This is a genomic window from Pantoea sp. 22096 (genome assembly GCF_052045955.1).
Lineage (GTDB): Bacteria > Pseudomonadota > Gammaproteobacteria > Enterobacterales > Enterobacteriaceae > Pantoea > Pantoea alfalfae.
Map to the genome: position 1 here is coordinate 2,087,756 of NZ_JBQEPW010000001.1, position 23,609 is coordinate 2,111,364.

The 23,609-nt window shown below is 57.4% G+C and carries 25 protein-coding genes; 8 read left to right on the forward strand and 17 right to left on the reverse strand.

Translation table 11 applies throughout. The features are described from left to right. The first annotated feature begins 76 nt into the window (after positions 1 to 76). A complete protein-coding gene (rdgC, locus tag ACTJKZ_RS09850; protein WP_150013087.1) occupies positions 77 to 988 on the forward strand; it encodes a recombination-associated protein RdgC in 912 nt (303 codons plus the stop codon). A gap of 60 nt (positions 989 to 1,048) precedes the next feature. Here rdgC and ppnP read toward each other — a convergent pair whose 3' ends face one another. The 3 genes from ppnP to aroL form a co-directional block, all read right to left on the reverse strand. Continuing rightward, positions 1,049 to 1,345: a pyrimidine/purine nucleoside phosphorylase gene (gene ppnP / locus ACTJKZ_RS09855; protein ID WP_003850060.1), complete on the reverse strand. Its 297-nt coding sequence runs from the start codon at positions 1,343 to 1,345 to the stop codon at positions 1,049 to 1,051. A gap of 247 nt (positions 1,346 to 1,592) precedes the next feature. Next, complete coding sequence (locus ACTJKZ_RS09860) at positions 1,593 to 1,784, reverse strand: YaiA family protein (protein ID WP_161735308.1); 192 nt, start codon at positions 1,782 to 1,784, stop codon at positions 1,593 to 1,595. A gap of 111 nt (positions 1,785 to 1,895) precedes the next feature. Next, entirely contained in the window at positions 1,896 to 2,420 is a 525-nt protein-coding gene (aroL, locus tag ACTJKZ_RS09865) for a shikimate kinase AroL (protein ID WP_161735310.1), read from the reverse strand. A 316-nt stretch (positions 2,421 to 2,736) separates the two neighbouring features. Here aroL and ACTJKZ_RS09870 point away from each other — a divergent pair, with 316 nt between their 5' ends. Then, on the forward strand, positions 2,737 to 3,465 hold the full coding sequence (locus ACTJKZ_RS09870) for a DUF2076 domain-containing protein (RefSeq protein WP_285086329.1): 729 nt from the start codon (positions 2,737 to 2,739) through the stop codon (positions 3,463 to 3,465). On the opposite strand, the gene ACTJKZ_RS09875 is transcribed toward ACTJKZ_RS09870, so the two are convergent. After that, complete coding sequence (locus ACTJKZ_RS09875; RefSeq protein ID WP_003850071.1) at positions 3,462 to 3,917, reverse strand: YaiI/YqxD family protein; 456 nt, start codon at positions 3,915 to 3,917, stop codon at positions 3,462 to 3,464. The two genes, ACTJKZ_RS09870 and ACTJKZ_RS09875, sit on opposite strands and share 4 nt — an antisense overlap. A 168-nt stretch (positions 3,918 to 4,085) precedes the next feature. On the opposite strand from ACTJKZ_RS09875, the gene proC reads away from it, so the two are divergent. Then, positions 4,086 to 4,898: a pyrroline-5-carboxylate reductase gene (gene proC / locus ACTJKZ_RS09880; RefSeq protein ID WP_440829497.1), complete on the forward strand. Its 813-nt coding sequence runs from the start codon at positions 4,086 to 4,088 to the stop codon at positions 4,896 to 4,898. Positions 4,899 to 4,950: 52 nt separating this feature from the next. Here proC and ACTJKZ_RS09885 read toward each other — a convergent pair whose 3' ends face one another. From ACTJKZ_RS09885 to ACTJKZ_RS09895, 3 genes are all read right to left on the reverse strand, one after another. Further along, positions 4,951 to 6,477 carry an FAD-dependent oxidoreductase gene (locus ACTJKZ_RS09885; RefSeq protein WP_260057595.1) on the reverse strand — a complete coding sequence of 509 codons (1,527 nt, stop codon included), beginning with the start codon at positions 6,475 to 6,477 and terminating at the stop codon, positions 4,951 to 4,953. Positions 6,478 to 6,695: 218 nt separating this feature from the next. Next, positions 6,696 to 6,998, reverse strand: a complete 303-nt coding sequence (locus ACTJKZ_RS09890) for a PsiF family protein (protein WP_161735318.1) — start codon at positions 6,996 to 6,998, stop codon at positions 6,696 to 6,698. Positions 6,999 to 7,199: 201 nt separating this feature from the next. Beyond that, entirely contained in the window at positions 7,200 to 7,346 is a 147-nt protein-coding gene (locus ACTJKZ_RS09895) for a hypothetical protein (RefSeq protein ID WP_253421186.1), read from the reverse strand. Between the two features lie 253 nt (positions 7,347 to 7,599). On the opposite strand from ACTJKZ_RS09895, the gene ACTJKZ_RS09900 reads away from it, so the two are divergent. Further along, positions 7,600 to 10,737, forward strand: a complete 3,138-nt coding sequence (locus ACTJKZ_RS09900; RefSeq protein ID WP_440829498.1) for a beta-galactosidase — start codon at positions 7,600 to 7,602, stop codon at positions 10,735 to 10,737. On the opposite strand, the gene ACTJKZ_RS09905 is transcribed toward ACTJKZ_RS09900, so the two are convergent. Further along, positions 10,619 to 11,893 carry a multidrug efflux MFS transporter gene (locus ACTJKZ_RS09905; protein ID WP_161736662.1) on the reverse strand — a complete coding sequence of 425 codons (1,275 nt, stop codon included), beginning with the start codon at positions 11,891 to 11,893 and terminating at the stop codon, positions 10,619 to 10,621. The two genes, ACTJKZ_RS09900 and ACTJKZ_RS09905, sit on opposite strands and share 119 nt — an antisense overlap. A 434-nt stretch (positions 11,894 to 12,327) precedes the next feature. Between ACTJKZ_RS09905 and ACTJKZ_RS09910 the strand changes: the two genes are divergently transcribed. Next, positions 12,328 to 12,579: a biofilm development regulator YmgB/AriR family protein gene (locus ACTJKZ_RS09910; RefSeq protein ID WP_161736663.1), complete on the forward strand. Its 252-nt coding sequence runs from the start codon at positions 12,328 to 12,330 to the stop codon at positions 12,577 to 12,579. Positions 12,580 to 12,588: 9 nt separating this feature from the next. On the opposite strand, the gene ACTJKZ_RS09915 is transcribed toward ACTJKZ_RS09910, so the two are convergent. The 3 genes from ACTJKZ_RS09915 to ACTJKZ_RS09925 form a co-directional block, all read right to left on the reverse strand. Next, positions 12,589 to 12,906 (reverse strand): hypothetical protein, encoded by a 318-nt coding sequence (locus ACTJKZ_RS09915; RefSeq protein ID WP_161736664.1) that lies wholly within the window; start codon positions 12,904 to 12,906, stop codon positions 12,589 to 12,591. A gap of 155 nt (positions 12,907 to 13,061) precedes the next feature. Further along, positions 13,062 to 13,358 (reverse strand): I78 family peptidase inhibitor, encoded by a 297-nt coding sequence (locus ACTJKZ_RS09920; protein ID WP_013356930.1) that lies wholly within the window; start codon positions 13,356 to 13,358, stop codon positions 13,062 to 13,064. A 275-nt stretch (positions 13,359 to 13,633) separates the two neighbouring features. Then, on the reverse strand, positions 13,634 to 16,237 hold the full coding sequence (locus ACTJKZ_RS09925; protein WP_440829499.1) for a bifunctional diguanylate cyclase/phosphodiesterase: 2,604 nt from the start codon (positions 16,235 to 16,237) through the stop codon (positions 13,634 to 13,636). Between the two features lie 213 nt (positions 16,238 to 16,450). Here ACTJKZ_RS09925 and ACTJKZ_RS09930 point away from each other — a divergent pair, with 213 nt between their 5' ends. The 3 genes from ACTJKZ_RS09930 (at position 16,451) to ACTJKZ_RS09940 (ending at position 17,776) form a co-directional block, all read left to right on the forward strand. Continuing rightward, on the forward strand, positions 16,451 to 17,101 hold the full coding sequence (locus tag ACTJKZ_RS09930) for a CPBP family intramembrane glutamic endopeptidase (RefSeq protein ID WP_161736666.1): 651 nt from the start codon (positions 16,451 to 16,453) through the stop codon (positions 17,099 to 17,101). Positions 17,102 to 17,275: 174 nt separating this feature from the next. After that, entirely contained in the window at positions 17,276 to 17,446 is a 171-nt protein-coding gene (locus ACTJKZ_RS09935) for a hypothetical protein (protein ID WP_003850083.1), read from the forward strand. A 99-nt stretch (positions 17,447 to 17,545) separates the two neighbouring features. Beyond that, positions 17,546 to 17,776, forward strand: a complete 231-nt coding sequence (locus ACTJKZ_RS09940; RefSeq protein ID WP_161736667.1) for a hypothetical protein — start codon at positions 17,546 to 17,548, stop codon at positions 17,774 to 17,776. Between the two features lie 115 nt (positions 17,777 to 17,891). Here the strand turns inward: ACTJKZ_RS09940 and yniD are convergent, their stop codons facing one another. The 6 genes from yniD to ACTJKZ_RS09970 all read right to left on the reverse strand — a co-directional run bounded on the left by yniD (position 17,892) and on the right by ACTJKZ_RS09970 (position 23,594). Next, a complete protein-coding gene (gene yniD, locus ACTJKZ_RS09945; RefSeq protein WP_022625163.1) occupies positions 17,892 to 17,999 on the reverse strand; it encodes a small membrane protein YniD in 108 nt (35 codons plus the stop codon). A 121-nt stretch (positions 18,000 to 18,120) separates the two neighbouring features. Continuing rightward, on the reverse strand, positions 18,121 to 18,549 hold the full coding sequence (locus tag ACTJKZ_RS09950; protein WP_161736668.1) for an OsmC family protein: 429 nt from the start codon (positions 18,547 to 18,549) through the stop codon (positions 18,121 to 18,123). A 57-nt stretch (positions 18,550 to 18,606) separates the two neighbouring features. Beyond that, a complete protein-coding gene (gene lldD / locus ACTJKZ_RS09955; RefSeq protein ID WP_150037845.1) occupies positions 18,607 to 19,794 on the reverse strand; it encodes an FMN-dependent L-lactate dehydrogenase LldD in 1,188 nt (395 codons plus the stop codon). Beyond that, positions 19,794 to 20,567 (reverse strand): transcriptional regulator LldR, encoded by a 774-nt coding sequence (gene lldR, locus ACTJKZ_RS09960; RefSeq protein ID WP_161736669.1) that lies wholly within the window; start codon positions 20,565 to 20,567, stop codon positions 19,794 to 19,796. Before lldR ends, lldD begins: the two co-directional genes overlap by 1 nt. Next, positions 20,564 to 22,219 (reverse strand): L-lactate permease, encoded by a 1,656-nt coding sequence (gene lldP, locus ACTJKZ_RS09965; protein ID WP_161736670.1) that lies wholly within the window; start codon positions 22,217 to 22,219, stop codon positions 20,564 to 20,566. Before lldP ends, lldR begins: the two co-directional genes overlap by 4 nt. Before the next feature lie 205 nt (positions 22,220 to 22,424). Further along, the gene (locus ACTJKZ_RS09970; protein ID WP_222924460.1) at positions 22,425 to 23,594 is read right to left on the reverse strand and encodes a cyanate transporter; all 1,170 of its coding nucleotides are present in this window, start codon (positions 23,592 to 23,594) and stop codon (positions 22,425 to 22,427) included. Positions 23,595 to 23,609: the final 15 nt, after the last annotated feature.

Below are 23,609 nucleotides of genomic sequence, written 5' to 3' on the forward strand. Positions count from 1 at the left end.
ACTCCGATGTTTCGCTATCATGCGCGCTGACTCTCGCAGACTTGTGCGCCCGATCGCGCCATGGTAAGGAATCCCGATGTTGTGGTTTAAAAATATGATGGTTTATCGTCTGAATCGTGACATTCCGTTGTCCGCAGATGAGATGGAAAAACAGCTCGACGCCTTCACGTTTTCACCGTGTGGCAGTCAGGATATGAGCAAGACCGGCTGGGTCCCGCCGATGGGTAACCGCAGCGACGCGCTGACCCATGAGAACAAAGGCCAGATTGTGATTTGCGCCCGCAAAGAGGAGAAAATCCTGCCGTCGCCGGTCGTGAAACAGGCGCTGGAAGCGAAAATCGACAAGCTGGAATCTGAGCAGAGCCGCAAGCTCAAAAAGACCGAAAAAGATTCGCTGAAAGATGAAGTGCTGCACAGCCTGCTGCCGCGCGCCTTCAGCCGTTTCAGCCAGACTTATCTGTGGATCGACACGGTCAACAATCTGATTATGGTGGACTGTGCCAGCGCAAAAAAAGCGGAAGATACCCTGGCGCTGCTGCGCAAAAGCCTGGGTTCACTGCCGGTGGTGCCGCTGACGCTGGAAAACCCGATTGAGCTGACCCTGACCGAGTGGGTTCGTTCGGGCGATCTGCCTGCCGGTTTTGCGCTGATGGATGAAGCGGAGCTGAAAGCGCTGCTGGAAGATGGCGGCGTCATTCGCTGCAAGAAACAGGATCTGGTATGCGATGAGATCGCCAACCACATCGAAGCGGGCAAGCTGGTGACCAAACTGGCACTCGACTGGCAGGAGCGCATTCAGTTCGTGCTGGCGGATGACGGTTCGGTGAAACGTCTGAAGTTCAGCGACACGCTGCGCGACCAGAACGACGATATCGACCGCGAAGATTTTGCTCAGCGCTTTGATGCTGACTTTATTCTGATGACCAGCGAACTGGCCGCACTGACCAGCAATCTGGTGGAAGCCTTAGGTGGCGAAGCCCAGCGTTAATCAGAATCACCCGGACAGACATGGTTTGCCCAAAAAAAGGGCCGCTTAGCGGCCCTTTTTTTAATCTTTGTCTTTCAGGTAGCGGCAGAGATAGGAACTTGGCTCGCCGACCTGCAGATGAAATTCACTGTGACCCGGCACGTTAAACACCGAACCCGCTTCAAACCATTTCCACTCAGTCTCACCCGGCAGCAACACCTTAAGCGAGCCGCTGACGACGGTCATCTCTTCCGGCTGGCCGGTTCCAAATGTGTATTCACCTTCAGACATCACGCCCACGCTGGCACGACCGGTGCTCGCACTGTCAAAACCGATAGATTTAACTTTTCCGTCAAAATACTCACTTACGTTGAGCATAATAGTTCTCCAGAGCACATGTTGTGTGTCTGGAAGTGTAGAAGGGAACCCGCTGATCTGTCACGCGAAATGATGGTCGTTTGTGATCTCTTCCGATGGGAGAGCGCGTTAAGCAGGTGGTCCGGGCAGCGCTGTTTTGATTCGGCTATGGGGATTTGGGGAGTCAAACATAGAGGGAAAAGATCAGGCAACTTACGGGCAGATTAAAGCTGAGCAGCAGGCTGGCGTCCCTGCCAGCCGTGACGTGTTACTCTTTTTCGACGTCTTCGTAGCGCGCTTTAGCATCATGCGCTTCTTCTTCCGTCTCGTGCTCGCTGATTAATGAATTCGGTTTGGGATGATCAGCACGCAATTCGTAAGAAGTGACTTTATTACCTTCAGTGCCCTTTTCAACGGGCACAACTTTCGCTTCACGTGGGTACGGTGGTCTGGTCGGCATACTGTGTCCCTCTTGTCTGAATAACATTCCACAGGACAGGCCGCTGCCTGTCATAGAGTAAGTATAGACAATGCCATCCGAAGCGGGATCAAAGCGGGAAAAATCGGAGGGTTAGCTGGCGCGCGCCAGGGAAAGTGACAGCAGAATCTCTTCCACCACGCACGCCGGCGATTGCATGGCGTTGACCTGATGATGGGCCGCCGCCTGGTAGAGATGCGCACGTTCACGCAGCACATCACTCATCTCATCGGCAATCGGACGTCCGGTCAGCGTTGGACGCTGAGCCGCTTCAGGTTCGCTTTCCAGTCGTTCTGCCAGCACTTCGGGCGACGCGCTGAGCCAGATCACCCGGCCCTGCTCCTGCATGAAGCGGCAGTTCTCTTCAGCCAGAATCATACCACCACCGGTAGCAATCACGGTCCCGGGTGCTGTTACCGCTTTAAGCGATTCCGTTTCACGGGCGCGAAAACCTTCCCAGCCTTCTGCCGCAACAATCTCGGCCACGCTGCGCTGCGTGCTGAGTTGCAGATAGTGATCGGTATCTCTAAAGGCGTAGCCCAGCGCCTGCGACAACGCTTCGCCGACCGTGGTTTTGCCGCAACCGCGAGCGCCAATCAAAAAGATGGGTAGTGACATCAGGGCCATTCCTCCGCCTGACCGCGCGATGCGGCTGCATGATGAGCTTAATAATGCGACGCATGATAACTGGAAATTATTATGGCCTCCACCTGTCAGGCATGATTTACGCATTTTCGTTACCTGAATAGCGATAACATTCGTATTTTCAACAGGAAAAGCATGCACGTTTTGTGCATCAGGGCGCTAACAGGACGATAAAACAACGCGTAAAGTAGCGTCCGGAATGCGCTGGCAATATTTGCTTACCGCCGCGATTTTACTTTTCTCACTGGCGCCCACATATACTGATAAACATTGCCACAGGAGAGTCATCATGCAACGCGAAGAACAACAACTGATCGAAGGGCTGTTCAGCCGTCTGAAACAGGCTGAAAGCCAGACCGTGGCACGCGATGCCGCAGCCGAACAACTGATTAATCAGCATCTTCAGGCGCAGCCGGGCGCGCCTTACTACATGGCGCAGGCGATCCTGATTCAGGAAGCGGCACTGAAAAAACTTAATGAGAAAGTGTCAGCGCTGGAAAGCCAGGTTGCACAGTTGCAACAGCAACAGCAGCAACAACCCGCACAGAGCAGCGGCGGCTTTCTGTCGGGACTGTTTGGCAGCGGTTCGCGCCAGCAGCAGCCCGTTCAGCAGCAGCAACAATCGTCGCCGTGGAACAGTGCACCGCAGCAACCGGCACAGCAGCAATATGCTCCTGCCCAGGCACCCGCGCCACGCGGCACCGGTTTCCTTGGCGGCGCACTGCAAACAGCGGTGGGCGTGGCTGGGGGGGTCGTGATGGCCGACATGCTGACCAGCATGTTCCACCATTCACAGCCGGAAGAGATTGTGAACATCATCAATGAGCCGCCATTGCCGGAGGTGAATGATAATCTCAACACCTTCAATGGTGGCGATGACAACGCCGATGCCTTTAACGGCGGTAATGATAACGCCTTCCTGGACCAGAACTCGGGCTGGGACAGTAATTATGCTGACAACAGCGATCTGAACGATTTTGGCGGCGGCGATTTCGACGACGACGATAGCTTCGTTTAAGTAGAGCGTTTCTGCTGAGTGAGCCAGCTGTCCAGCTCATTGGCAAACTGCTGGCGGTCACGCGGACTCATCGTCGCAGGGCCGCCGGTCTGCACGCCGCTTGACCGCAGAGTATCCATAAAATCCCGCATCGTCAGGCGTTCACGTATCGTGGCCGGTGAGTAGCGCTCGCCGCGCGGATTCAACGCTGCCGCCCCTTTCTCAATCACCTCAGCCGCCAGCGGAATATCGGCGGTGATCACCAGATCGCCGGGCTGACAACGTCTGACAATCTCATTGTCCGCCACATCAAATCCGGCTGGCACCTGCAGGGTGCGCAGATAAGGCGATGGCGGCACACGCAGAAACTGGTTTGCCACAAAAGTGACCGTGGTGGCGGTGCGATCCGCCGCACGGTAGAGCACCTCTTTGATCACATTCGGACAGGCATCGGCATCGACCCAGATAAACATCATGATTCCTTACAGTCAGAGAAGCCTGAGATCTTGCCGGGTTCTCCCTGAATGGCAAATTTTATTTGCGGCACGCTTTCCAGCCCACACCCGGCTGACTTGTTATTCGGGCTGGCTGAAGTAAGCTAGCCCACTGAGAAAACCGAATAATGTCCTAAGGAGATGGCGATGCTGGCAAAAAAAATCGGGTTTATCGGCGGGGGAAACATGGCGAAAGCCATTATCGGCGGACTGGTCAATAGCGGCAAAATCGCCCCGTCTGATATCTTCGTTTACGATCGCAAAGCAGAGACCAACCAGGCGATGGCAGAGCAGTATGGCATCAACGCGGCTGAGAGCACGGATGCGCTGGCACGTGAAGTGGACATCCTGTTCGGCGCGGTAAAACCCAATGTGATCCTGAAAGTATTAAAAGAGCTGGCCGGCAGCCTGAAAAAAGAGGCGCTGGTGGTGTCGATTGCGGCGGGCGTGACGCTGGATTCGCTTTCATCGGTGCTGGGCTACGATCGTAAAATCATCCGGGCGATGCCGAATACGCCTTCGCTGGTCAGCGAAGGCATGACCTCGGTCACGCCCAACGTGCTGGTTGAGCAGGCGGAGATCGACGAGGTCGTTGCGATTTTTGAGAGCTTCGGCAAAGCGGCCGTGGTGGATGAATATCTGATTCACTCCGTGGTCGGCGTCAGCGGTTCTGCGCCGGCCTACGTCTTTATGTTTATCGAAGCGATGGCGGATGCGGCCGTACTGGGCGGCATGCCGCGCGCCCAGGCCTATCAGTTTGCTGCACAGGCGGTAAAAGGAGCGGCGGAGATGGTGCTGACCAGCGGTAAACATCCGGCTGAACTTAAAGATATGGTCTGCTCACCTGGCGGCACCACCATTGAAGCCGTGAAGGTGCTGGAAGAGAAAGGGATGCGGTCGGCAGTGATTGAAGCAATGCAGCAGTGCATGGCGAAGTCCGAAAAACTGAGCCGCAGCTAAGCGTCAGGCATTGCGCAGGGCGGACCAGCTCGCGGCCCGCCCTGCGCGCAGCTTAACTGATGTGCGCCTGACAGAGCGCTACCGCGTCGGCAAGCGTCATCGGTTGCTGCATCCGCTCCACCAGCTCAGCGGTCAGCGTGTACATACCGCATGAGCAGATCGCGGCCAGTTGCCCCTGCTGACCATAAAACGCCATAAACTTTTTGTCCTCCAGCGAGCCGATCAGCTCGAAATTATCCCATTCTGCTGCGTGGCCAACATACTCATAACGGGTGCCATACTGCGTCGTCCAGAAAAACGGCACACGATCAAAGGTGACGTTCTGATCCAGCATATTCCATGCGGCAGTCTGTCCCTGCTGATGCGCGACGCGATAGTGCTCAATGCGCAGCGGCCCCTGTGCCGACGGATACGTGGCGATATCACCCGCCACCCAGATATTGTCAGCGACCCGTAAATGCTCGTCTGCCTGCAGACTGCCATCCTCTGCCAGCGGCAGATCGTGGATAAAGTCGGTAGCCGGTTTAACGCCGGTAGCAAACAGCACAACATTCGCGTCCAGCTGCCGTCCGCCCTTAAGCTGCACGCCACTCACCTGCTGGTCGCCCTGCAGTGATGCGATCTCACCCTGCACCCATTTCACGCCGTTTTGCTCGTGCAACTGGTAGAAATAGCGGCCAATCTGATCGCCAAACCGTTTTGCAAAGGGCAGCGCCTGACGGGCAATCACTGTAACGTCGATGTCACGGTTACGCAGTGCCGACGCCAGCTCGGTGCCGATAAAACTGTTACCGATAATCACGATTTTATGGGTCGCATCCACCGCCTGAAGCAGCTCATCGGTCTGCGCTTTGCTGCGCAGCAGATAGACCCCGTCAAGATCGCTGCCCGGCAAATCGGGACGGACAGGCTTCGCGCCGCTGGCGATCAGCAGTTTGTCGAAGGCAAGCGTTTCGCCATCGTCGAAGATCAGCCGTTGCTGCTGCGCATCGAGGCGGCTCACGGTTGCCTGCACTCGTTCAACGTGATCCATCACATCCGCTTTCAGCAGCTGTGGCACCTCGCTGATGTCCATTTTGCCCGACGGCACAAATTTGGTCAGCGCGGTGCGGTCGTAAGGTGCGTCCGCCTCCCGCTCAACCAGAATCAGGCGGCCTTTGAAGCCGTCATGACGCAGACGCCACAGCGCTGCGCTGCCCGCCGCGCCACCACCCAGCACCACATAGACCGGCGCGGTTGCCCCGCTGCCAATGGGGGCAGCGGGTGACATCGCTTTAGGATTCACCAGCACCCGCCCCTGTTCGATGCGCAGCGGATACTGTTTGAGATCGGCTAGCGCCAGCGGTTCACACATTTTGCCGTCGGCAAGATCAAACGCGGCTTTGTGCCACGGGCAGACCAGCCGGTCGCCGCAGATGGCGCCCTGCTCCAGCGGCGCGCCCGCGTGTGGACATTTCGCCTGATACGCGCGTACGTTGTCCCCGTCGCGAATCAGTAAGACCTCTACCTCACCCAGCGTTTTTTTAACCGGCTGTCGCTGAGGCAGATCGTTCAGGTCGGTGGTAAATTGATAGTTCACGGCATGGCTCCTTTCGCTGTTTCTGGACTGATGCTGCGCGGTAAAACGAGGCCTGCGCAAATCCTCACAAACAGTAAGTGTGGCAAAGGAACCAGGAAGCCTGACGCCGAATGTTTGTCAGAAGGTTAACCTGCTGTTGTGAAAGATAATTTAATCGTCTTCAGGCGGGCAAGGAATCGGCAGGGAGAAGCGGCCACCTGCGTGGCCGTGAGGGATGATTAGCTTTTTTTCAGGCACTGGCTCATAAAGGTTTTACGCGCGTCGCCTGCCAGCTTTTTATCGCCAGCTTCGCCGTTACAGCTTTTCATTTTCATCTGCTGCGGCGTCATGTGCGACAGTTTGCTGTCCTTTTTCAGGCATTCACTCATAAAGGTTTTACGTGCTTCCCCTTTGAGATCCTGAGATTTGGCGTGCTGGTTACACATCGTCATTTTCTCCTGCTGCGGCGTTTTTTCCGCCGCACCCGCCATACCACTGACCAGCAGGCCCGCCATCATCATCGCCATTAAACTGACTTTCATCTTGTTATCTCCACAATGGATTGTCACCTGTTATTCTGGCAGCGAATAAGCAAAGCGGAAAATGTTTCAGGTCAAAGTGACGTGAAGATCCCATTCCCGTCTGGGACTAACGGCGTTACTGGCGGGGATGCCGCAACAGCTTTTCGATGTAACTGCGCAGCAGGCGCACATCGTCATTTGCCAGCATTCATCAGGCAGGGCTTAACGGGGATCGACAAATCCGCGGCCCGGCCCGCCGCCATGTCCGCCCCAGCCACCCCCACCGCCGCCACCAGGAGGCGGGAAAAGACATCCACTTAATGCAGTCACTAATGCCACAACGGCAGCCAGCTTAACGATTCGTACCATATTTACCTCAGGGTGATGAAATCGGGCTGAGTGTATGAAGGCACCCGCATGGCGACAAGTGAGATTCCTCCGCTTCCGGCTGCTATTCATCTTTGCTGACCAGACTTAACGTTTTACAGTCAGTAAGCCGCCACATTCTCAACAGTGCGGCCCGCTTTCGGGGCAAACTATTTGTGCAAATCGGGATGGCGAACGCTTTACAGCCTGAACAATATTCCGCATTGTGAGCGCATCACATTTACAGGATATAACCATGACTCTCTCACAGGCTGCTTTCAGTGACATCCTCTCCCGGCGCGACTGGGAAAACCCGGTCATAACCTCGCTGCATCGGCTGGATGCGCACCCGCCTTTTGCCAGCTGGCGGGATGAAGCGGCAGCGCGAGATGACACGCCCTCCGCGTCACTAAAGAGTCTGAATGGGGAGTGGGGTTTCAGTTACTTTGTACAGCCTGAGGCGGTCCCGGCCAGCTGGTTACTGCAGGATCTGCCGGATGCCAGCACGATTCCGGTCCCGGCAAACTGGCAGATGCACGGTTTTGATGCGCCCATTTACACTAACGTGCAGTATCCGATTCCGGTTAATCCTCCGCTTGTGCCCAAAGAGAACCCGACCGGATGTTACTCGCTCACATTCAGCACGGACGCTGCCTGGCTCACTTCCGGGCAGACACGCATCATCTTTGACGGTGTCAATTCAGCCTTTCATCTGTGGTGCAACGGAAGCTGGATTGGCTACTCTCAGGACAGCCGCCTGCCCGCCGAATTCGACCTGACGCCTTATCTGCGACCAGGCAAAAACCGGCTGGCGGTGATGGTGCTGCGCTGGAGCGACGGCAACTATCTGGAAGACCAGGATATGTGGCGGATGAGCGGCATTTTCCGCGATGTCACGTTACTGCATAAGCCGCAGGTGCATCTGGCCGACGTGCAGCTGGAAACCCGGCTCAGCCCGGAGTTTACCCGTGCCGCGCTGCGCGCCCAGGTCCGCGTCGCCCTGCCGCCAGAGGTCACCACGCACTATCAGCTGCGCCTGACGCTGTGGCAGGGTGAACAGCCGGTTGCGCAGTGTCAACAGCCGCTGGGTAGCGCCATTATTGACGAGCGGGGCCACTATCCTGAACGCGCCCTGCTCAGTCTGCCGGTGGAACGGCCTGTACTGTGGAGCGCCGAAATGCCCCATCTCTATCGCGCCACGCTGGCGCTGCTGGATGGGGATCAGCAGCTGGTCGAGGTGGAAGCCTATGATGTCGGCTTCCGTCAGGTCACCATCGACAACGGCTTGCTCTGTCTCAACGGCAAACCGCTGCTAATCCGTGGCACCAACCGCCACGAACACCATCCGGAGCGCGGTCAGGTGGTGGATGAGGCGACGATGCGCCGCGACATTGAGCTCATGAAGCAGCACAATTTCAATGCGGTGCGCTGTTCGCACTACCCTAATCATCCGCTCTGGTATCGGCTGTGCGACCAGTATGGGCTTTATGTGGTGGATGAAGCGAATATCGAAACTCACGGCATGCAACCAATGAACCGGCTCTCCGACGATCCCCGCTGGTTCGCTGCCTATAGCGAACGCGTGACGCGTATGGTGCAGCGCGATCGTAATCACTGCAGCATTATTATCTGGTCGCTGGGTAATGAGTCTGGACATGGCACCACGCATGATGCGCTCTACCGCTGGGTGAAAAGCAGCGATCCTACCCGTCCGGTACAGTATGAAGGCGGCGGTGCGGACACCGCCGCGACCGATATCATCTGCCCTATGTATGCCAGGGTCGATGAAGATCAGCCGTTCCCGGCGGTGCCGAAGTGGTCGCTGAAAAAGTGGATCGGTCTGCCGGGCGAAACCCGTCCGCTGATCCTGTGTGAGTACGCGCATGCGATGGGCAACAGCTTTGGCGGTTTCGCGAAATACTGGGAGGCATTCCGTCAGTTTCCGCGTCTGCAGGGCGGCTTCGTCTGGGACTGGGTTGATCAGAGCCTGACCCGTTATGACGATCAGGGCCAGCCATGGCAGGCCTACGGCGGCGATTTTGGCGATAAGCCCAACGATCGCCAGTTCTGTATGAACGGGCTGGTGTTTGCCGATCGCACGCCGCATCCGGCGCTGTATGAGGCGCAGCGCGCCCAGCAGTTCTGGCAGTTTACGCCCGATCCCGGCGACCCGCTGAGCTTTACGGTCAGCAGCGACTACTTATTCCGTCACAGTGACAATGAAGTGCTGCGCTGGCGCATTGAGCAGGAGGGCCAGGTGGTGACGGAAGGTGAAGTCTCACTGGATATCGGCCCGCAGGGTCAGCAGCGGATCACGCTGCCGTCACCGCCCGCGTTACAGGGCGAATGCTGGCTTAACGTTGCGGTTCATCAGATTCACCCGACCCGCTGGAGTGCTGCGGACTGGTGTGTCGCCTGGCATCAGTGGGCGCTGCCTTCGCTGCTGGTGCTGCCCCCGCTGCCGGAAACAGCTGAAGTACCTATCCTCTATGATGACGCCAGTGAGATTGTCGTCACTCACCAGCAACAGCGCTGGCATTTTTCACGCCACAGCGGTGAACTGACGCAGTGGTTTGTGAATGAGGCACCGACGCTGCTCTCCCCGCTTCAGGACTGCTTTATTCGCGCGCCGCTGGACAACGATATCGGCACCAGCGAAGCAGAGCGGGTGGATCCCAATGCGTGGGTTGAGCGCTGGAAAGCGGCAGGTTATGACCAGATGAGCAGCCAGCTGGTGTCGATAGCCGCGAATGCGTTGCCGCAGGCGATACAGATTGAGACGCTGCATAGCTGGATCGCTAATGACCAGCTCGCCTTTATCAGCCGTAAGCGTTATCTGATCAATGCGCAGGGTGAGTTGCAGTTACAGCTTTCCGTTGTGCAGTCTCGCGGTTTACCACCGCCTGCACGCATCGGATTGCGCTGCGCGCTGGCGCAAATCCCGCAGCAGGTAAGCTGGCTCGGCCTGGGACCGCATGAAAACTATCCCGATCGCCAGCTGGCCGCGCAGTTCTCACGCTGGCAACTGCCGCTGGATCAGCTTTCAACGCCCTACGTTTTCCCCAGCGAGAATGGTCTGCGTGGCGGCACCCGCCAGCTCGACAGCGGCAGCTGGCAGGTCAGCGGCGATTTTGCTTTCTCGCTGAGTCGCTTCAGTCTGGAGCAGTTGCGTGAAGCCTCCCACCGCCACCTTCTGCGTCCGGAAGCGGGCTGCTGGCTGCACCTGGATGCCTTCCATATGGGCGTCGGCGGCGATGACTCCTGGAGCCCCAGTGTCAGTCCTGAGTTTTTGCTGACTCAGCAGCGCTGGCAGGCTGAGCTGACGATTTGTCAGCCGACGCGGGCAGCACAGTCTTCGGACGCCGGTAAAAGCGTTTCAGGAACAGGACATTAATCAGCACTACAACGGCGGTGGCACAAAAGACCCAGCGGAAACCTGCCACCGCCGATACCGCTGCGCCCAGTAATGGGCCAGCAACATTGCCAAGATACATAAACGACTGGTTATAACCGAAGATCCGGCCGGTGATAGTGTCGCGCGAATGACGCACCAGCAGCGTCTGTACCGCAGGCATCATCGCGCCATCGGCGAAGCCCAGCAGAAAACGTAAGATGCCCAGCTGCGTGGCACTGGTGACAAAAGACATGGCGATAAACAGCAGCAGCGAGATAACCATCGTTGCGAGCAGAATACGCTGCGTGCCGATGCGATCGCCGAGTCGCCCCAGACGAGGCGCGGCCAGCAGTGCAGAGACGCCAGGCAGCGCGGCAATGACCCCGCTAAGAAAAGCGATATTCTCAGCGGTGGGTGCCAGTTCCCGCACAAAGAGCGTCAGGATAGGGTTCACCGATCCGTTGCACATCTGGATGACCATGGTGGTGAAAAACAGGCAGAGCATCAGCTTTGGGTTGTCCAGCGAACGAAAAACCTCGCGTCCGCTGAGTTTCTCTTTTTTACTCACCGGGGTGTAACCGGTCTCTTTAATCAGGAACAGCGTCACCATAAAGCTGACCATCAGCAGCGCCGCGGTGACGATAAATACCGTGCGCAAACCGACCCAGTCAGCCAGCAGCCCACCCAGCATCGGCCCCAGAATCACACCGCCAATCTGCCCGGTGGAGACACAGCTCAGCGCCCAGCCGCTACGTTCACGCGGCACCTGAGCCGCCACCAGCGCCATCGCGTTGGGGATATAGCCAGAGGTCAGCCCCATCAGGGCGCGCAGCAGCAGTAACTGCCAGGCTTCGGTGACAAAAGCCTGTAGCAGGATCACCACGCCCATACCAAACGCCGCGCGCAACAGCATCAGTTTACGCCCTTTGCGATCGGCCAGACTGCCCCACAGCGGGGCGACCGCCGCCGAAACCACGAAGGTGATACTGAAGGTGAGCCCCGACCAGAGACTCAGGGACTCGCCTCCGGTGACGCCAAGCTGCTCAAGGTAGAGCGGTAGAAACGGGATAATCTGGCTGATGGCCAGGCCAGTAAAAAAACAGCCAAACCAGACTGAGATCAGGTTTATCTTCCAGGGTTCAATAGTGCGTGGCATGGGCAGATGATTCAAAGAGAGGGAGTGCTTAGTTTAACGCGACGATTCTTAACGTGACCGACATAACATGGCACAAACGGCAAAAGACAGGATTCCTCTTGATTCAGCGCAATTACCCGCGAAAATTTTCTCTGACCAGCGGTTTACAGCGTGAATCCCGTGGCCGATGGCCTGCCCTGGCACCCTCTTCCTCAACCATGCCTCATCAATATGGAAAAATATGTCATTCTGTTACTGACAACGATTCACGCCGCTTCTATGTTTAAAAAATCGCCAGTCGTGGCGATGTGACGATCATTCTGCCTGGCGCGACGTCCTCCGCTAAAAAACGGTCCAGACCATCCGGCTACGCTGAGGCAGTTCAGCTTATGACGTGCATAGATGCCCTTACACCTGCGTAAGGGTCGGGGTAGCGTTTCAGCGGAGGTAGGGAAATGAGAGTGCAAACAAGCAGTGCCAGCCGCGCTATCAGTGACTATTTCAATAGCCCGAACTGGCGAATACCGCCAGAGTCCGATCTGCTGGCGGTTATTCTGCGTGAAATTATGGAGGCGGGAGAACCCGCGACCAGTAAGGCACTGATTGCGCGGGTGATCGACAAACTGGAAGTCGAAGGCGATGAGGCGCAGTTGCAGCGGTATCGCACCCTGCTGGCACAGCTCATCGACACGCATCCGGAGGTGTAAAGCGTCGGTTTACTTCACCCAGCGCAGTTTATCCGCTTCGCTGACGCTGGCCCGTCCGCTGCTGAGCTGAAACAGGCAGAGCTCGCGTCCACGCCTGTTTTTCATATGCTGCTGGGGATAGCGCCCCTCCAGCAACAGTGCGCTGTAACCTGTGTTGTCGTCATACTCAATCGGCTCGCCCAGCACCTTTACTTTACTCAGATGGCTGGCATTAATACACGCCTGTGTCATGATCTGGCGGCTCTTCTGCCAGGCCTCTTCACTGGACGCCTGTGCCAGTGTGCTGCTGAGTAACAACGTGGGCAGCAGTGCCCCTATGCATTTCATCTTCTCCGCTCCTGTTCCGGCCCGAAGGCGCTAAAAAAATTCCCGCCGGGGCGGGAATAAACAAGACGAGCACTATTTATTGTGTGACGAGGAAGTTTCTTAAACGCGCTGCTATCCTCGCCTGCCGTTATGACAAGCCTATGACAGACCGGCCGTCAGCCACAATAAACTGAGCTGATATTGCCATTTTTATCGGCCAGGAAGTTAAGCCGGTTAAGGTTGAAATCCATGGTGACCGCAGAATTATAGGGGATTGGACGCACCTGCTGTTCAAAGTGTTGACCCTGAAGCACGGTTAACGGTTTGCCGACATAGTTCTGAAACTGAGAGGCACCGCAGCGGTCGGCTTCAGGATCCTGCGGCACACTGGCGGTGTCAGGTTTACTGGCAGACTGACAGGCGGTTAATGCAAACAGACCCACTACCAGCAGCCCTTTTCCATAAAATTTCACGTTTGTTCTCCTGTTGGACGTGTAAAACCTGCCCCAAGAGTAGCAAAGCGTGCCTGCTGACCAGAAGCCGGAAAAGGTAAAGTTGTTACAGTGAGCGCGGATCCGGGTGTCCCACAGACTCTCTTTTTAAGATTAATCGCACTCACTGCCTAAAAAAACCACAGTGAGCCGCTACACTATCTTAAGACTATTCTTACCCCTGTGGAGGTCATGATGGAACTGATTATTTTTGTTGTCTGCGCAATGCTGATGACCGCCGTGGCGGTCAAAGTCCGTTAAACCGGCTCAGCCTGATTCTGCGTTGTTCTTTCCAGAAGCGTACTGAATGCAGCCAGCGGCATCGGCCGACCGAGGAAGTAGCCTTGCCCCTCTTCGCACGAGAGCTGTTTTAGCTGGTTCAGCTGCGCTTCTGTCTCAATTCCCTCCGCCGTGATCGTCAGGGCGAAGGCGCGTGCCAGCGCAATAATGCCCGCCACCACCGATTGCGCCTGCTGCGACTCCGGGAAATCTTTCATCCAGGAGCGATCAATCTTCAGACCGTTAAACGGGAAGGTCTTCAGATAGTCCAGCGCGGCATAGCCGGTGCCAAAATCGTCGACGGTTAACCTTACCCCCAGCGACCGTAAGCCCTGCATTACCTCCAGCGCATGCTGTGGATGTTCAAAGGTGACATTCTCCGTGATCTCCAGCTCCAGCCTTGTCGCTGGCAGACCACTTTTCGCCAGCGCATCTGCCACCCGTTGCACCAGATCGCTGGTGCGAAACTCCATCGGCGAAATATTGACTGACACATAGCGATCGCCACCCCAGCCCAGCGCATCCTGGCAGGCACGCATCAGAACCCAGTCGCTGATAGTGGCGATCAGACCGCTCTCTTCCGCCAGCGGAATAAAGTGGTCTGGCGTAATCCACTGATCCGGGGCAATCTGCCAGCGAATCAGCGCTTCAGCGCCGGCCAGCTGACCGGTCAGCAGCTGATAACGGGGCTGATAGTGCAGACGGAATTCATTAGTAGTCAGTGCTTTCTCAATGCGCCGCGCCATTTCACGCTTATCTTCGCGCTGGCTCGCCATTTCATTGGCGTACCAGACCCACTGATTACGTCCCGCATCGCGTGCTTCATTCAGTGCGATATCTGCCATCTGCAACAGCGCTTCCGGATGGCTGGCATCCTGTGGCGCACAGGCAATGCCCATGCTGATGGTGAGATAGTGGACATGCTGACCGGTGCTGACTGGCTGCTGAACCTCGTGCACCAGCTGAGCACAACGCTGATCGATCCGCTCACGGTTCGTTTCCCGCAACACCAGTACAAATTCATCACCGCTCAGCCGCGCCACCAGCTCCTGCGGGCCGATACAGTGCTTCAGACGCTGCGCTATCTGGCTCAGTACCTCATCGCCCGCCGCATGACCCCAGGTTTCATTAATTGGCCGGAACTGATCGAGATCGAGGGTAATCAGCGTCAGCGGCGCAGCGCCATCAGGCAGCGCAAGGTGCAGCGTCAGAAACTCCAGCAGCTGCACGCGGTTCGACAGACCGGTTAAAACGTCGTGACGCGACAGAAACTGAATGCGTGCCTCTGCTTCCATGCCCTGGGTGATGTCCGATACCGTGCCGCGAAATCCGATACGTCGCGCATCATGCCAGATGGTTTTCGCCACCAGTTGACCGATGCGGCGGTGACCCTGTGCGGACATAAACTGACAGCGCAGCGGCATCTGTTGCTCTTCCGCCTCCTGCCGCAGCAGCCAGGCGACCAGTGAATGGCTGGGATGGGTCAGCAGGTGATCGATGTGACGTCCCAGCCAGTGTGTGATGTCGTGGCCGGTAAGGGTATGAAAGCGCGCGGACAGATAGATCAGGCGACCCTCTTCATCCGTTTCCCAGATCCAGTCTGACGCCGCCTCAGCGAGATCGCGAAACCGCGCTTCACTGTTGGCAAGCTCCTGCTGACTGATTGCCAGCATGGCAAAGCGGCGGTCAGAGAGAATCGCATTGGAGAGCGCATGGCGGCTGACGCGATGAGTAATGATGCCGATGATGATCGCCGTCAGCAGCAGCAGTGGCAGCAGCAACCCGATCAGGCCCATGCCCGGCATTTTTGACGTCCAGCGCAGCACAATCGGCTCGCCGCCTGGCAACGGTAGTACCATTCGCGGTTCATGCAGGGCATCCTCTTCACTGGCGGGCAGACGCAGTTCGCGTATATCCAGCGTCGCGCCCAGCGCCTGTAATTTGGCGGGTGTAAACAGATTCACGAACACCATGATTGATGCAGGCCCGGCCATGGGCGGCACGTTCGGCAGTTTACCGCTGCTGATAGGTGCGGCCACCACAATCGCGGGCAGATGGTTGATCAGCGCATTGCGGGTCATCGCTTTATTATTGAGCTGACGCGCTGCCGCAATTAGCGTCCGTGTCTCATGACCCAGCCAGGCTTCCAGTGGCGTATCCGCCATCTGCCCATTAATCACGCTGTAGGTGGTGTGACCTTTGCTGTCGACCACGAACACGCCTTCATAGTGATACTCTTCGTAAAGACCCGGTCCGAAGTTCTCTTCGTCAAACGCCCAGACTTTGTTCACCCTGACATGGAGATTGCGCCAGGCTTCTCCCCAGAAGGCATAATCCCGGATATCGGTGACCATCGCCTCCTGACGATTTTGCCACGTCTGCTGCATCAGCATGCGGTCATGCTCAACCGATGCGCTGTTCTGACGCTGTGCAATCATCAGTACCATCAGCATCGAGAGCACCAGCACACCAGACAGCAGCAGCGAAAGCGTACGCAGGCTGCGCCGCGTAAAGCGGACAGTGCGATCTTCAGCGGCATGTCTGAATGGTGGCGACGGCGGCGCCGGAGGGTTAAAAGTCATTAAGAGTGCTCACTACACAGCCAGGGATTAAGATCACAGGCCTGCAATACAACATGCGTTGCTGGCCAGATTAGTTTCATCAGTTATCGGCCCGGGCGCTCCGGTGTTTAGTCTGCGGCTAACATTTTGCGCTTAAATAATGTGTAACAGGCTCACTCGACAGCGATCGGGTGCATTGCTACTATGCGCTTACCTTCGCTGGCTGAGTCGCCTATGAACACCAATTCCGACAGAGTGACCCTGACGCTGTTCTACGTCGGCAGCTTTGTGGTCTATTACCTGGTTACCATGCTGATCACGCTGTTCCCTAATTACAGCGTGCTGCGTAATGACGGCCTGCTGGTGCCCGTACTCTGCCTGTTTGAATTTGCTGTTATCTACCCGCTTTATCGCTTTTACTGCCAGCGTCGTACTGATTTGCCGCTGGGTGAGCTTTACACGCTGCAAACCCTGCTGTTTACCGGCGCGCTGTTTTTGTTGATGGCAGCACAGATGCAGTTCATGCAGCCGGAAGGCTGGCTGGTGATGCAGGCCCAGCAGGGACGCAATTCGCTGTTGATCCTGCTGCTGACCGCCGTACTGCTGGCGCCGGTGTTTGAAGAGGTGCTGTTCCGCGGTTTCCTGTTACAGGGTTTTCTGCTGTGGGCGCCGCGCAGCCGTTTCGCCTGCATGCTGCTGACCTCACTGCTGTTTGCGGTGATGCATACACAGTATGTGCACTGGCAGACCCTTATCGCTCTGACGCTGTTTTCGCTGCTGCTCTGCTATGCGCGGCTGCGGAGTAACAGTCTGGCGCTGCCCATCTTCCTGCACACCCTGAATAACCTGATTGCGCTGCTGCCCGCCTGGTATTTTGCTGGCTGACTCCCTGCCAGCGTCCTCGTCTTACCCAGCCCTCATCCTGCCGCAGGCCGCTGCCTGGCAGCGTCATAGCTCACACTGACAATGCCGCCCCGTCACGTTTGTCTATACTGGATGTTAAAAAGGGATAAAAAGCACCACAGTCCGGACCACCAGACCGTGTAAAGGAGAGGATCTATGTTGATAGGATTTGTGTTGTTAGTGAGCGCGTGTGGCTACGATGCCTGCGAAGCGCTGCCGGTCTCGGAGCGCATCTATCCGACGAAGGTGGACTGTGAAACGATGGCAAACCGTATTCATAAAGTCAGACCGAATGTGGTACTGCTTTGTGGTGAGGTCCATCGCTGATTCAGGACCAGATTCAATAAAGCAGGGCTGCAACATTGCAAGCTGGCGCTTTAACGTACAAAATATAAGCTGTTGTTAACCTTTACCGTAGTGAATCCCATGAAAACATCACGCCCCCGTCGTCCTGGTGGACGCTGGGTTTACTATCTTTTGTATGATGGCATTCTGTGGCCCTGCCCCGTCCGATGGGAGTGGGAGAGCAGCTATGGCGGCTGGTTGCCATTTTACTACACGCCAACCTTTGAGTTTTTGGTGGGTGATCCGCGTAAGGCTTATCGTATTGCGCGCAGCGATGTGCGGACTAAACGGCGCGAGGATGCTTTTGTCTGAGGGCGATTATCGCCACGGCAGCCATGAGGCTGTGAGCAGAAAATGAACCGCTTCCAGTACGATAATTACCATCACTAAGATGCCCAGCGAGTGGCGACTCATCCACTTCATCGGCTCAGGCCCAGATCATCGCAGCCCAGCGGATCAGCAGCAGCGCGCCGCAAATGCACAGCAGAACCAACACCATCTTCCAGTACTTTTTGGCCGCCCGGTATCTTGTCACCTCGGTTTCCCCTCTGTCAGAAAGCGAAGATGCGCCAGAAGGCGCATCTGTTCCGGTCAGCAACAGGACCGGGAGGCATAGCATAACGTCGGGGCCACCAAAAGGCGACCCGTTGCCGGCATCAATTGTTCAGGGTGTAATCCAGCGTAATTTCCGCGTTCAGTACCTGAGAAACCGGGCAGCCCGCTTTGGCTTTGTTGATGATTTCGTCGAAGGCCGACTCATCAATGCCAGGCAGAGAAATCGTGCTGGTCAGCGCCACTTTAGTGATGGCAAAGCCGTCGCCTTTTTTATCCAGTGACACGTCAGCCGTGGTATCAATGCTTTCCGGCGTATGACCTGCATTGCCCAGCATCAGCGACAGTGCCATAGAGAAACAGGCCGCATGCGCTGCACCAATCAGCTCTTCCGGGTTGGTGCCTTTGCCGCCTTCAAAACGGGTATTAAAGCCATAAGGCTGCTGGCTCAGCACGCCGCTCTCGGTGCTAACGGTGCCTTTGCCTTTGATATTGCCTTCCCAGTGCGCCGAACCTTTCTTATGAATAGTCATGTCATTCCTCCTGTGGGTAAAGAAGCTAAGTATAGACAACACATTCATTTTCGCAGGCTAACTCACGGCGCGAGGACGTGACACGGTGCTTGTTGGTGTCAGCAGCGCCTCCGCCTGCACCAGCGAATCGCGGGTAATTTCACTTATCGATTTTGCGCCGGTCAGCGTCATGGCCACGCGCATCTCTTTCTCAATCAGGTTCAGCAGGTTTTCCACGCCACGCTGTCCGTGAGTCGCCAGCGCATAGATAAACGCCCGTCCCAGCAGCACGCTGTCTGCGCCCAGCGCAATCATCCGTACTACATCCAGTCCGTTACGAATGCCGCTGTCCGCCAGAATAGTGATGTCACCTTTGACCGCATCGGCAATCGCTGGCAGCGCACGGGCTGAGGAGAGTACGCCATCCAGCTGGCGTCCACCGTGATTCGAGACCACGATGCCATCAGCGCCAAAACGCACCGCATCCCGTGCATCTTCCGGATCGAGAATGCCCTTGATCACCATCGGCCCGTCCCAGAACTCGCGGATCCACTCCAGATCTTTCCAACTGATGGAAGGATCAAAGTTGTTCGCCAGCCAGCCAATATAATCTTCCAGCCCGGTCGGCTTGCCGAGATAGGCGGAGATGTTTCCCAGATCGTGCGGACGGCCCTGCAGACCCACATCCAGCGCCCACTGTGGATGGGTGACCGCCTGCCAGTAACGACGCAGCGCCGCGTGATTGCCGCTCATCCCGGAGTGCGCATCGCGATAGCGCGCACCCGGCGTCGGCATATCCACGGTAAACACCAGCGTTGAGCAACCGGCGGCTTTGGCCCGCTCCAGCGCATTGCGCATAAAGCCGCGGTCACGCAGCACATAAAGCTGGAACCACATCGGACGGTTGATCTGCGGAGCTACCTCTTCAATCGGGCAGACCGAAACCGTCGACAGGGTAAACGGAATGCCTTTCAGGGCGGCCGCGCGCGCCGCCTGCACTTCGCCGCGACGGGCATACATGCCACACAGGCCGACCGGTGCCAGCGCAACCGGCATCGACAGGGTTTCATTAAATAATTTCGTTTCGAGGCTCAGTTCCGACATGTTCTTCAGAATGCGCTGGCGCAGCGCCACGTCAGAAAGGTCCTCCACGTTGCGACGCAGGGTGTGCTCGGCGTAAGCACCGCCATCAAGATAGTGAAACAGGAATGGCGGCAGGATACGTTGCGCGGCGGCGCGATAGTCACTGGCAGCTGAGATAATCATCAGTCAGATTCCTTTGGGTTGCGTGTGTCGTTATCCGGTAAGCGGGTGATGCGCGCCTGGCGCGCTTCATCTTCATGGAGGCTTTTCAGGGTGGTGTGGACAAAGCCCAGATGCTGCATCGCCGCCTGACGGGCCGCGTCGGCGTCGCCCGCGAGGATCGCATCCAGCAGCGCCTGATGCTGTTCCGTCAGGCGGGCGAAAATATCTGGCTGGGTATACATGCGCTGACGACTCTGCATCACCGACGACTGCAGCAGCTCGAAAAAGCCGCGCATGGTCTGCAGCAGCACTACATTGTGCGACGCCTCGGCAATCGCCAGATGGAAGCGCACATCTGCCTGGGCAGCGAGGTCGGGATCGTCACTCTCTTTCAGCTTCAGGGTGGCGTCAAAGGCGTACTGCAGCTTCTCTTTGTCGGCGTCAGTAGCCCGCAATGCCGCATGCCAGGCGGTGCTGGCCTCAATGGCATGGCGCGCTTCCAGAATGTCGTAGCGGTAGTCGGGATCGTCGCGCAGCAGCTGCCGAATCGGTTCGACGATGCGCTGTTCCGACCAGGGTGCCAGCTGCTGACGAATCCAGGTGCCGCCGCCGCGCCGGCTAATCAGCATGCCGCTGCTGATTAGCTGCTGTATCGCTTCACGCAGCGAAGATCGCGAGACGCCGAGTTCAGCAGAGAGCTGGCGCTCGGCGGGCAGACGCATGCCCGGCTCAAGCTGATGTTCGGTGATATAGGTCCGCAGGCGTGTCACCAGCGGATCGGCAGTGTTGCTCATGGGATCATCCAGGGGAAGACATAGGCCTGAAGCGTGGTAATCACACCCACCATACAGGTGAAAATCAGGCTGTGTTTAACCGTAAACCGGAACAGGTCGGACTCTTTCCCCACCAGCCCGACCGCTGCACAGGCGATAGCGATCGACTGCGGCGAGATCATCTTACCCGTCACGCCACCGGTGGTGTTGGCCGCCACCAGCAGAATATCGGAAACGCCGATCTGTTGGGCGGTGGTGGCCTGTAACGCGGCGAAAAGCGCATTTGATGAGGTATCTGATCCTGTCAGGAAGACGCCCAGCCAGCCCAGAAACGGCGAGAAGAAGGTAAATGCGTGACCGGTATGCGCCAGCGCCAGGGCAAGCGTGGCAGAGAGGCCGGAGTAGTTGGAGATAAACGCAAAGGCCAGTACCATCCCGATGGAATAGATCGGCAGCGCCAGCTCTTTCAGCGTTTCTCCAAAGGTCTGCAGCGCCGCCTTTGGCTTCATACGCAGGAACAGCATCGCCATAATCGCCGCAATTAAAATCGCGGTGCCGGTCGCAGAGACCAGATCCAGCTTATAGATCGCCGGATAAGGGGTCGCACTGCTGACCACCGGCGGCATCCGCGCCACCAGTTCATGCAGCATCGGCACCGGCATAGCCAACACCCACTCATAGAGCGCACCGCCTTTGGCGAAAAGCGCTTTAAACGGTGGGATACTCCAGAGCGTGACGGTAGCGGTGAGAAACAGGAATGGCATCCAGGCGCGGATCACCTGCCCCAGCCGATACTTCTGCGGTGGCAGCAACGGAGCACCCTGTTTCGCCTCTGCATCGGCAAAGCGGAAGATGCGCACCGGCTTCCAGACCCTCAGGAAAAGCGTCAGCGAAATCAGCGAGGCGAGCGACGAGATAATATCGGGCAGCTCCGGACCCAGGAAGTTGGAGCTGAGGAACTGGGCAAGGGCAAACGAGCCACCTGCCACGACCACCGCCGGCCAGGTCTCTTTCACGCCGCGCCAGCCATCCATGATCGCCATAATCCAGAACAGCACAATCAGGGTGAGCAGCGGCAGCTGGCGTCCGGCCATCTGGCCGATGGCAAAACTGTCGAGCCCGGTTACCTGCCCCGCCACAATAATCGGGATTCCCATCGCGCCAAAGGCCACCGGCGCGGTATTCACAATCAGGCAGAGCCCGGCGGCGTAGAGCGGATTAAAGCCGAGTCCCACCAGCAGCGCGGCGGTAATCGCCACCGGCGCACCAAAGCCCGCAGCCCCCTCCAGAAACGCCCCGAACGAGAAGCCGACAATCAGCATCTGCAGACGCTGATCGGGCGTAATCGACAGGATAGAGGCACGGATAATGTCGAACTGGCCGGTTTTGACTGAGATCTTGTAGACGAACACCGCGGCGACAATAATCCAGGCAATCGGCCACAAGCCATAGAGAAAGCCATACACCACGGCGGCCAGCGCCTGTGCAACCGGCATCTGATAGAGAAACAGCGCCACCAGCAGCGCCAGCACCACGGTGGTGGTGGCCGCCAGGTAGCCTTTCATCTTCAGCTTAATCAGCGCAAAGAAGAAAAAGAGAATCGGGATCAGTGCGATCAGGCTTGAAAGCCAGATATTACCCAGCGGATCGTAGTTTTGTTGCCAGATCTGCATGCCAGTATCTCCAGAGGAAAAGGTGACGTGGCACGCAGCCGCAGCGCTGGTGCCATCTGCCCCGGATTGGTCAGACCAAACCGCTGTGTCGGGGCTTATGGCAACAGATAGTTAACGCATTGTTAACCTGTGGCAACAAAAGATGCGCGAATTTTCCCGGAGTGTGAACCAGAGAAAAATATTGCCGGGATTGGTCGGACCAAAATCAGGGATTGGTATCCCGAAAGGCGCGCTGATAGCTGTGCGGATGAAAACGCAGATTAAGCGCAATCAGCAGCAGCGTGATCGTCGCCTGCAGAATCCAGACGCTGGTGAAATTTCCGGTGAGCGCATGCAGCTGACCGGCGATAAACGGCATGCTGCCCGCGATAATAAAGCCGACGCCCTGCATAAAAGCCACCAGCCGCGCGCCAGCCTGCGGCTGCTCCAGATGATCCAGCGCCAGCACCAGCGTCAGCGGAAATGCCCCGCCCAGCCCGAAGCCCGCCATCCCTGCCCAAAGCCACGGTGCCAGTTGTGGCGCAAACAGGAAACCGAGCATGCCGCTGAACTGCATCAATAGTGTCAGCAGCAGCAGCGGACGGCGATCGCGGCCCCGCGCCAGCAAGGGCAACAGCAGCGCACCCGTGACCTGACAGCCGATCATCATGCCAAGCAGTGAACCGCCCGCCTGCGCGCTCCAGCCGAGTTGATGATAAAAATCGGGCAGCCAGGCGACACAGATGGCATATCCGCCGTTCACCAGACCGAAGCTCAACGCCAGCGTCCAGGCGCGGGTTTTCCGCCACAGCGAAGGCAGAGCGGCGGACTCCGTCCGGGCTGCACGTGGGGTGGTGATAAACAGCCAGAGCAGGATGGCCAGCACCACCGGCAGCGCCCAGCTGCTCAGTGCGCCCTGCCAGCCAAGCTGCCCATTCAGCCACGGCGAGATCGCCGCGCCAATCCCACCGCCGCCCATCAGCGCCGCTGCCCACAGTCCGGTCACGCCGGCACTGCGGCCGCCAAATCGCTGACGGATCAATCCCGGCATCGCCATCTGCACGATGCCAATGCCCGCTCCTCCCGGCACAGTACTCAGCACCAGCCCGCCTCCGTCAGCCACAAACAGCCGACTCACCAGCGCCAGCAACAGCAGCAACAGGCCACCCAGCAGCAGTTTACGCACCGTAAAGCGCTGCATCAGCGGGGCGCTGACTAACGCAATGGCACCCATCATCATCATCGGCACCGCAGGCAAGAGCGATGCCGCCAGCGGCGACAGACCGATGCTCTGCCGCAGCTCGCCGAGTAACGGACTGACCGAGGTCATCAGCGGTCGCATATTGAGCCCGGCCAGCACCAGCGCCGCCAGCAGCAGGTTGTTCTCTCTCTTCATATAAAATCTACGCTA

Bases quoted from the DNA above. Each gene is read 5' to 3' on its own strand.
- rdgC (WP_150013087.1), top strand. From the start codon at position 77: ATGTTGTGGTTTAAAAATATGATGGTTTATCGTCTGAATCGTGACATT.
- ppnP (WP_003850060.1), bottom strand. From the start codon at position 1,345: ATGCTCAACGTAAGTGAGTATTTTGACGGAAAAGTTAAATCTATCGGT.
- ACTJKZ_RS09860 (WP_161735308.1), bottom strand. From the start codon at position 1,784: ATGCCGACCAGACCACCGTACCCACGTGAAGCGAAAGTTGTGCCCGTT.
- aroL (WP_161735310.1), bottom strand. From the start codon at position 2,420: ATGTCACTACCCATCTTTTTGATTGGCGCTCGCGGTTGCGGCAAAACC.
- ACTJKZ_RS09870 (WP_285086329.1), top strand. From the start codon at position 2,737: ATGCAACGCGAAGAACAACAACTGATCGAAGGGCTGTTCAGCCGTCTG.
- ACTJKZ_RS09875 (WP_003850071.1), bottom strand. From the start codon at position 3,917: ATGTTTATCTGGGTCGATGCCGATGCCTGTCCGAATGTGATCAAAGAG.
- proC (WP_440829497.1), top strand. From the start codon at position 4,086: ATGCTGGCAAAAAAAATCGGGTTTATCGGCGGGGGAAACATGGCGAAA.
- ACTJKZ_RS09890 (WP_161735318.1), bottom strand. From the start codon at position 6,998: ATGAAAGTCAGTTTAATGGCGATGATGATGGCGGGCCTGCTGGTCAGT.
- ACTJKZ_RS09895 (WP_253421186.1), bottom strand. From the start codon at position 7,346: ATGGTACGAATCGTTAAGCTGGCTGCCGTTGTGGCATTAGTGACTGCA.
- ACTJKZ_RS09900 (WP_440829498.1), top strand. From the start codon at position 7,600: ATGACTCTCTCACAGGCTGCTTTCAGTGACATCCTCTCCCGGCGCGAC.
- ACTJKZ_RS09905 (WP_161736662.1), bottom strand. From the start codon at position 11,893: ATGCCACGCACTATTGAACCCTGGAAGATAAACCTGATCTCAGTCTGG.
- ACTJKZ_RS09910 (WP_161736663.1), top strand. From the start codon at position 12,328: ATGAGAGTGCAAACAAGCAGTGCCAGCCGCGCTATCAGTGACTATTTC.
- ACTJKZ_RS09915 (WP_161736664.1), bottom strand. From the start codon at position 12,906: ATGAAATGCATAGGGGCACTGCTGCCCACGTTGTTACTCAGCAGCACA.
- ACTJKZ_RS09925 (WP_440829499.1), bottom strand. From the start codon at position 16,237: ATGACTTTTAACCCTCCGGCGCCGCCGTCGCCACCATTCAGACATGCC.
- ACTJKZ_RS09930 (WP_161736666.1), top strand. From the start codon at position 16,451: ATGAACACCAATTCCGACAGAGTGACCCTGACGCTGTTCTACGTCGGC.
- ACTJKZ_RS09935 (WP_003850083.1), top strand. From the start codon at position 17,276: ATGTTGATAGGATTTGTGTTGTTAGTGAGCGCGTGTGGCTACGATGCC.
- ACTJKZ_RS09940 (WP_161736667.1), top strand. From the start codon at position 17,546: ATGAAAACATCACGCCCCCGTCGTCCTGGTGGACGCTGGGTTTACTAT.
- ACTJKZ_RS09950 (WP_161736668.1), bottom strand. From the start codon at position 18,549: ATGACTATTCATAAGAAAGGTTCGGCGCACTGGGAAGGCAATATCAAA.
- lldD (WP_150037845.1), bottom strand. From the start codon at position 19,794: ATGATTATCTCAGCTGCCAGTGACTATCGCGCCGCCGCGCAACGTATC.
- lldR (WP_161736669.1), bottom strand. From the start codon at position 20,567: ATGAGCAACACTGCCGATCCGCTGGTGACACGCCTGCGGACCTATATC.
- lldP (WP_161736670.1), bottom strand. From the start codon at position 22,219: ATGCAGATCTGGCAACAAAACTACGATCCGCTGGGTAATATCTGGCTT.
- ACTJKZ_RS09970 (WP_222924460.1), bottom strand. From the start codon at position 23,594: ATGAAGAGAGAGAACAACCTGCTGCTGGCGGCGCTGGTGCTGGCCGGG.